The sequence below is a fragment of the Qipengyuania algicida genome (assembly GCF_009828025.1).
GTDB classification, from domain to species: Bacteria; Pseudomonadota; Alphaproteobacteria; order Sphingomonadales; family Sphingomonadaceae; genus Qipengyuania; species Qipengyuania algicida.
This window is the reverse complement of record NZ_WTYA01000013.1, coordinates 64,268-71,603: the sequence shown is the minus strand read 5'-3', so window position 1 is coordinate 71,603 and position 7,336 is coordinate 64,268. Positions and strand designations below refer to the sequence as shown.

The window sequence follows — 7,336 nt, the reverse complement described above, 5'->3', positions numbered from 1 at the left end:
GAAATTAGCCTTCCTCATCGTCGCCTCCTGTCCTCAAATTTAGGAAAGAAGACGTCCACAAATCTAGGGGCTATTCATTTGGATGCATCTCTCGACACAGCAATGATTCAATCAGCGAACTCACTCTGTATCATTGTTGCCAGAAGTTAGGCTCCAGCTTGGCGGGTCCGACTTTTTCAACAGAATAGACCCATTGCGGACCTTCGCCTAATTCGAGCATAATCAACCGTTATCGCTAGCGGAGGCGCGCACATGCATTTCATGCAGCTCCTTAAATCACTCGATGAGCTGCTCTACGAGGTCATGAGTTGGCTTGTCTTCTTTCCGCTCACGCTTTGGCGTTCACTCACCCATCCTATTGAGATGATGGAATATGCGGATAGCGAGCTGAATGATCGAGAAGGAGCGCAGTATGAGGAAGCACTCAGCCCGCCTCTGTTCTTGCTTCTCTCAATATTACTTACACAAGCCATCGATATGTCGGTCAACTCTGATACGAACGCGTTCGTAGAAAATCAGAGAGGATTGGCACACCTGATCCAAGACGACACGTCGTTCCTGCTCCTGCGCCTGGCCGTTTTCTCGCTCATCCCGATGGCCTTTGCCGTGGGCCAGGTCCGAGCCCAGAAGAATCGACTGACCCGCAAGGGGCTTCAAGCTCCCTTCTACGCTCAATGCTACCCTGTGGCCGCCTTGGCATTGACGATCGGAATATGCACTTCCGTCCTCTCCACAAGTGCCGGCGAAGGCATAAAGCTCGGCGTGGTGCTGATGATCGTCATTGCGCTTTTGCTCTTCCTTGCGCTTGAGATCAGGTGGTTTCGTCGGCGACTTCACTGCGGGTGGGCAAAGGCCGCTTGGAGAGCCTCAACCGCACTCTTAGTCGGCATCTGCGGCGCCTTCGGGCTCGCTTGGCTTTTTACATAACCGTGGTATCTTTTCTAAGGAGATGGTCATGCGTATCGCGATTGCATTGGTTTCGCTCTCGGCGCTGATGTGGGCACAGTATGGCCAGGCTCAGGTTCCCCGCGACATCGTTGACCTGGTCGGAGCTCGCGCCGCAGGAGGGGAGACACAGCTAAGAGCGCGCGGGTATGATTATGTGCGTGGTCAAACGGGCGATGACCGCGTCTGGACCTATTGGTGGAATCCGCGCACACAAGTTTGCATCACGGTCTCCACCGTCGAAGGACGATACGAGGCAATTACCGCTTCACCTTCCCCCGATTGCAATCAGGCGCAAGCTCAGCCGGCTACGCTTCCGGATGGGCCGGTCCGCCCTGCACCAGTCCCTTCAGACATGGCGCCAGCATTCGACCTTGGCCTGATTTGCTTTGGTGAGGGCCAACGACCCCAACTTGCTACGAAGTATGGTTACACGTGGAATGAGAAGGAAGCGCGATATACCTACGGGAACCGTACAGAGCTAACCTCACAGGATTTCGATGCGTCGGTGAGCATTCAACTCTTTGAAGGGGGTGGCCGAATCCGACTTCCCAAGAAGCTCATCCCCCCGTTGAATTCGCGTGGTGAGGATGGTTGGTGGAAACTGGATTCGGTGGTTACCACGCGCGACACGATTACAGCCCAGTATCGGCTCAACGGTCTCAATAAGCCAAAGCTGACGATCGATCGCAGAAGCGGACGCATCTCGATTCGTGGAGCGTCCAATTATGGTTTCACTGGGACGTGCGACACTGTGGGTAACGAGCAACGGCGCTTCTGACGAACGTCCACTAGCCAACCCATCTCGGTCAGGTTAGTGCACATCGGCCGAGCCTGATTTTGCCATCGGCAGCCATATGGCTGATCGGCCAGAAACTGGGCCGCATTCTGTCTGTCCGGTTCTGGTGGCGAATATGGATGAAGCGACCGTCCGTTCACGCGGCAAATCATAGCACCTCCTGAACGGTTTGCAGAATGTCTGAATTCGACAAAATATTGAGGAGAGCGGCCACTCTCAATTCTGTAGGCTTGGCGTTGATGCAGTAGATATAGAAACGCCTGCGAAATTTGGCTCCCTGACCCGGATCAGAACCGATAGCATCCCCCAAGCGCGGTCCGCACGGCATTGCTCGCGCCATTAAGCGAAGCTTGCCCCTGCATATCGCCAGTTATCCGCAAGTAAGCGTAGCCTTTGCGTGAAACGAGCTCCTTAGGCAAAGTCGAGCGACTGAGATCGCCGAACCATATCGTTCCGGCCGGATTTGCAGACGCCATCGGTACCACCACGGTCCAGCCGGAAAAGTTCCAGACTGAATTTACCGGCTGACTATCGGGTGGGCGGTTGAGGTGCATCACCAGAACCGGTTCTCTCTTGCTGCAAAAGATGCTGAATGACGTGATTTTCTGCGATCCACCGGCTCGAACGAATGCGGCAGGTGCGCGCCCCGGGATCGGTCGCAACTCCCAAGGCAGGCCGCTCAGCGGCACAGCATTCTCACCGGGACTTGCAGCGAGCAATTGGGCGATCGGAGCGGGAACCGGAAGTCGCCCGCTGGATGGAGCATAGACAGTCAGTTTGCCGTCTTCCCACAAGCCTACCTGCACACGCTTTCGCGCTGCATCGAGAATGACATAGGCTTGCTCCTCGCCGCCCTTGTGTTCGGCATTGCCCGAGACGAAATAAAGCGATCCCTGTCGTTCGAGCGCTCCGCGCACGCTCAACCGGTCTTCCAACGCCTGTATCCTGCCAGCGCCAATCAGCGCGGTGATCGCGCTCGCGACCTCCCCGTTGTGGAACATATCCCACGTTCCACCATAGTCGCCCACCGCCTGAGGCAGTTGAGCCCAGCCGAGCGGCTTTGCCGGTTGCGCTGGCGTTGCCTGTGCTGTTTCAATTTTGGGTGCACCGCCGCACCGCATGAATGGGGAAGCCTTGGCCAGAGCGCGTTGTACCGGTGAGTTTGTGCCGGTTCCATCATTCTCAACCGATATTCTGCCCGGCACTTCACCGTCATTGAAGACAAATGTTGTTGTGCCCCAATCATCCGCACTCCGAGCGAACGGCAGGATGGCGAAACTGATACCTCTGTAGGAATTGCCAAAATACGAATAGATCGTTTCCATTCGTCCGGAATGCGTCGTCTTGCCCGATACGTGGAAGGCAAAACCGCTGGCATCCATGGAGATAATCGGTCCCTTGCTGCAATCACCGCGTGGTGCGTATTTCCCGTAGTAAGCTTGCAGATTTTCGTCAGCCAGGCTGGTTATGCTGTTTGCGTGAACCACGTACGGCCCACCGAGCAACGTGATCGAAAACAGAAAAGTAGTTAGGCGACGGGCTGACGGTACAATTGGCATTTTGCATGTGCTGCGATAGCCGACATCGGCATCACGTCGTAAGACCATCTCACATCTCCATCTCTATCTTGAGCAGAGCCACAGCGCAGTTGGCGTGGCCGAGCCATATCCACTTACCTGTCCCGTTTCCCCTCATTTGATCCTCGCGAGCGGATTGCCGAGTATGCCAAGGCCAGTCAGGATCAGTCCGATCCCGCAAAGCAGGATCAACCACGCCCCGATCCCTGTACCCACCGCAAGTCCAATCATCTGACCAAGGTCGCTACCTTGGGTTAGGCCGATCTTCACGAGCTCGATTAAAAGGAATGCGAGGATCGCCGCTGCCCCTGTCGCGAGCACGACCATTTTGCTGGCCGCCGAGGCCCATGCACGCCAGAACAGGAATATCGCCATCAACGGTGCCAGGAAACGCAACATGAGAAGCGCTTTAAAACCAGCGCTCGGCCCTTCGGCTCCAGTGATCGCTGCGCCAAAGCTCAGCATGTTCAGAATGCCCGGAAGGTCGAACAGTGAGAAGCCCTTGCTCGGTAACGTGAGCGCCGGCATCGCACAGGCGAGGAGAAGGATGATCGTAAGCGGAACCGCCAATGAACTGGTCAGGACTTGCTTGGCCTTTGCGGCGTTCGCTGATTCCTTGAGAGCGGACAGGTCGATGCTAGCATTTGAGTCGGGATAAATGCCTCCAGCGGTGCCGCCATCCGGCTCGAAGTCGACTTGGATGCCTGAACGCACTGCCTGCCCCGACTTCCATTCGCTCGCGGCGAAAGTGTAACGCTTGCCATCCTCGGCGCTAATTACTCCGGTGCCCTCTTCGCTGGAAAATCCGAGTATCCGTCCCTTCATCTAACCCTCCTTGATCAAGATCGCCTTGTTGGCAGGACAACATTATGCTGTTCTACCGCTGGGAAACGTCATGAAGAAATTATGAAGCCTGCATTATGGCAATGAAATGACAACACAATCGGGCTCTTACCTGCGCAGTCGGCTGGTCTGGTCGATAAGCGGTATCGAGCTTGATGAAGCGAGTTGGCGTCTTCGCGTCCATGGGCAGAACGTCGATATCGAACGTAAGCCAATGGAATTGCTCCTAGCCCTGCTTCACCGCGCGGGCGAGGTGGTCACCAAGGAAGAATTGCTGGAAACAGCCTGGCCCAATGTAACGGTCGTCGCCTCTTCGCTTCCAACCGCAATGACGAAGCTGCGCCGCGCTCTGGGAACCGAGGCTGGTATCGTCGAGACAGTGCCCGGGCTGGGATATCGAATCGCTGGCGATGTCGCACTATCGCGGATCGAGCTTGACGATCGTCCAAGGTTCGCATTCGCAGTGGGCAACGTGGTGCCCGACACAAGGGAATGGCGCTTCGCCCGCAATCTGGCGCGAGGCGACATCGACGATGTCTGGCTTGCCCAAACCAGCGATGGCGAGAAGCGGGTTTTCAAGTTTGCTAAAACCCCGGGGCGCCTCCGGCAGCTCAAGCGCGAAGCGGCTGTCGGCAAGATTCTCGGTCAGTTGCATAATCAAGGTCAAGGACTCGTCCTCCCGATCGATCAGCAGTTCGAAGGTAACCCGGCATGGCTCGCGTTTCCGGCCGAGGGCATCGATCTCGAAAACTGGTTCGTCCGGCATGGGGCGGAGCTGGAGCTTTCGGACCGGATATCATTGGTCGCCCAAGCAGCGCGCGCGCTCGAAGCCGCGCATGCGATCGGCGTGCTGCATGGCGATCTCAAGCCCTCCAATCTGACAATCGAAACTAACGGCAACACACCCCATGTGCGGATAATCGATTTCGGGAGCAGCGCGCTGCTTGAGCACAGTGGTGTGCTGCTTCACGGGATCACCGGCATCACCTTGCCCGAACGCGACCTGATCGAGGGATCAAGTCCTGCAGGTTCGGCTCTATATCTCGCGCCGGAAGTCATCGGCGGAGGGACGTCCTCTGTGCGATCCGACATCTACAGCCTCGGCCTGATACTGTTCCAACTGACGGTCGGTGATCTGCACAGCCCGCTGGCACCGGGTTGGGGAGAACTGGTCGCGGACGATGTCTTGCGTGCAGATATTGCCAAGGCTGCTGCGCTCGATCCAGGCGAGCGCTTTGGCTCAGCTGCAGAATTTGCCGACCATCTCGAACGGATCGAAGAGCGCCGTGCGGATGCCGCCAAAGAGCGCGCAGCAGCCGAAGCCGAGGTCGAGCTTCACCGCGCGGCGGAATTGGCCAAGGCAAGGCGCCCTTGGGTGGTGGCGGCGGTAATCGTGCTGGTGGTGGGAAGTATCGCCGTTGCGCTGACCGCGCGGCAGGCGATTACAGAACGCGACGAGGCCAGGCGTCAAACCGCCATCGCAAAATCCATCAACACATTTCTTGCCGAAGACCTGCTCGGTCGCGGCGATCCGTCAAAAAGCGGCGAGGCAAGCGAAACGCTTATCGATGCGACACGCGCGGCCGAACCTGAAATTGCCCGCCGTTTCAGGAATGCTCCGCTGGTCGCCGCGCACCTCTACGCAACACTTGCACGCGTCTACGCGCAGCAATCGGACTGGAAAGGTGCACGCGACGCCTTTGGCAAAGCGGACCGTGCGTATCGTCAGGGCCATGCTGGGACGAGCAAGGACGCCGTCATTGCCAAACTTCAGGAGGCACAAACGGAAGCTCTGTCGGCGGAGAAGGGCTCGATCGGGCGTGCACGTGCCATCATCGCTGAGCAAGAGAAGCTGCTGCCGACCGATCCGCATCGCGATCCGGAAACGCGTGTGTGGCTTGCATCAGCAATCGGTATGACCGAGCTAGCGGGAGGCGACATTCATGTCGCGCTTGAACAGTTCGGCAAGGCAGCCAATCTTGCCGATATACTGCCTGAGGTTTTCGACCAGCGGACGCGCAACAACTTCCATCAACGTTACGCTTTCACTTTTATTCGACTTGGTGAAGGAAAACGCGCCGAGCAGGCGATCCATCCACTGCTAGCATCACAAACGCGGCTGCTCGGCCCGGCCAACCCTGATGTTTTATTGCTGAGGATGAATCTGGGGCAGGCCTATTTGTTTCAGAAGCGCTATGCTGACGCGATCAAGGAGCTTTCGGCTGTGCTCCCCCTAATGCAGAAGCAACTCGGCCCCGACCATCGACTGGTCCAGCAGACGCTTGCCGCGCGGCAGGAAGCCTATGGCAGTATGGGCGACTATGTCGATGCAATCGGCGACGGTCGGGCGCTTTATGCAAGTGCATTAAGGCAGCAAGGCATGGCGGCGTTTCGCACCATTGCCGGGCTTTCCGATCTTGCCACGTCCGAATGCCGCACGACGCAGCTGAGCCAAGGCCTAGCTGATGCGCTCAAGGCCTACCGTGCATCGTTGCAGACCTATGGTAAGGCGGCGCCACTGACGCAGGGGGTAGCCCTTGCAGTTGCTCAATGCTTGATCGCTACAGGCAGATACGATTCCGCTCTTCCTTATCTTATTGATATTGACACCAAGGCGGTCGGAGAATTGGCCAGCGATCCTCAATGGGGTGCCAACGTAGAACTGGCGCTTGGCCAGATTGCAGCACATGAAGGCAATTGGATCCAGGCAAGCGAGCATTTGCGGAGTGCCGGTCCGGCGCTTTCCAAACCCGATGCAGACATATTTCAACGTCGTGCGGTGGCGCAGTTAAAATCACAGGTCGAGCGCAAAAATCTGGGCGAAAGGTCCAAGGTACTTTGACGATAGCGAGCGTTGTTTCGATTGAGCTGACTTAAGCTGTGACGGGAGCTGACTGCCCGGCTTTGATTATCTAAGTTGGGAAAGTCGACGTTCGTACAAACCAATAACTCGGTCAGCTGACGCTGACATAGGCGTCATTCAGCCAGCCAGACGGGTTTGCTGATTTCGGTCATTCGTTCAATGCATTTTCCGGCAACCGAAAATGGCATTTTCTGGGCGGTAAGACGACTGTCCGCTTCCAAGCGACTAACATCACAGGGCAGTCGTTCCACTATCGGCCTCAAGAGCGGCCGATCGCGTTCGAGTTCCGTGCCAACCCGCTAGAATGGT

At 56.9% G+C, this 7,336-nt stretch carries 5 protein-coding genes; 3 read left to right on the top strand and 2 right to left on the bottom strand.

Features of this window, described 5'->3' with window-relative positions:
• The first annotated feature begins 252 nt into the window (after nt 1–252).
• Both GRI58_RS14235 and GRI58_RS14230 read left to right on the top strand, forming a co-directional pair.
• Complete coding sequence (locus GRI58_RS14235) at nt 253–927, top strand: hypothetical protein (RefSeq protein WP_160754270.1); 675 nt, start codon at nt 253–255, stop codon at nt 925–927.
• 28 nt (nt 928–955) lie between these two features.
• The gene (locus GRI58_RS14230) at nt 956–1,726 is read left to right on the top strand and encodes a hypothetical protein (RefSeq protein WP_237452331.1); all 771 of its coding nucleotides are present in this window, start codon (nt 956–958) and stop codon (nt 1,724–1,726) included.
• A gap of 305 nt (nt 1,727–2,031) precedes the next feature.
• Here the strand turns inward: GRI58_RS14230 and GRI58_RS14225 are convergent, their stop codons facing one another.
• Both GRI58_RS14225 and GRI58_RS14220 read right to left on the bottom strand, forming a co-directional pair.
• Nucleotides 2,032–3,231, bottom strand: a complete 1,200-nt coding sequence (locus GRI58_RS14225) for a hypothetical protein (RefSeq protein WP_160754268.1) — start codon at nt 3,229–3,231, stop codon at nt 2,032–2,034.
• Nucleotides 3,232–3,435: 204 nt separating this feature from the next.
• Nucleotides 3,436–4,146 carry a hypothetical protein gene (locus GRI58_RS14220; RefSeq protein WP_160754267.1) on the bottom strand — a complete coding sequence of 237 codons (711 nt, stop codon included), beginning with the start codon at nt 4,144–4,146 and terminating at the stop codon, nt 3,436–3,438.
• Between the two features lie 106 nt (nt 4,147–4,252).
• On the opposite strand from GRI58_RS14220, the gene GRI58_RS14215 reads away from it, so the two are divergent.
• The gene (locus GRI58_RS14215; protein WP_160754266.1) at nt 4,253–7,006 is read left to right on the top strand and encodes a protein kinase domain-containing protein; all 2,754 of its coding nucleotides are present in this window, start codon (nt 4,253–4,255) and stop codon (nt 7,004–7,006) included.
• Nucleotides 7,007–7,336 lie beyond the last annotated feature (330 nt).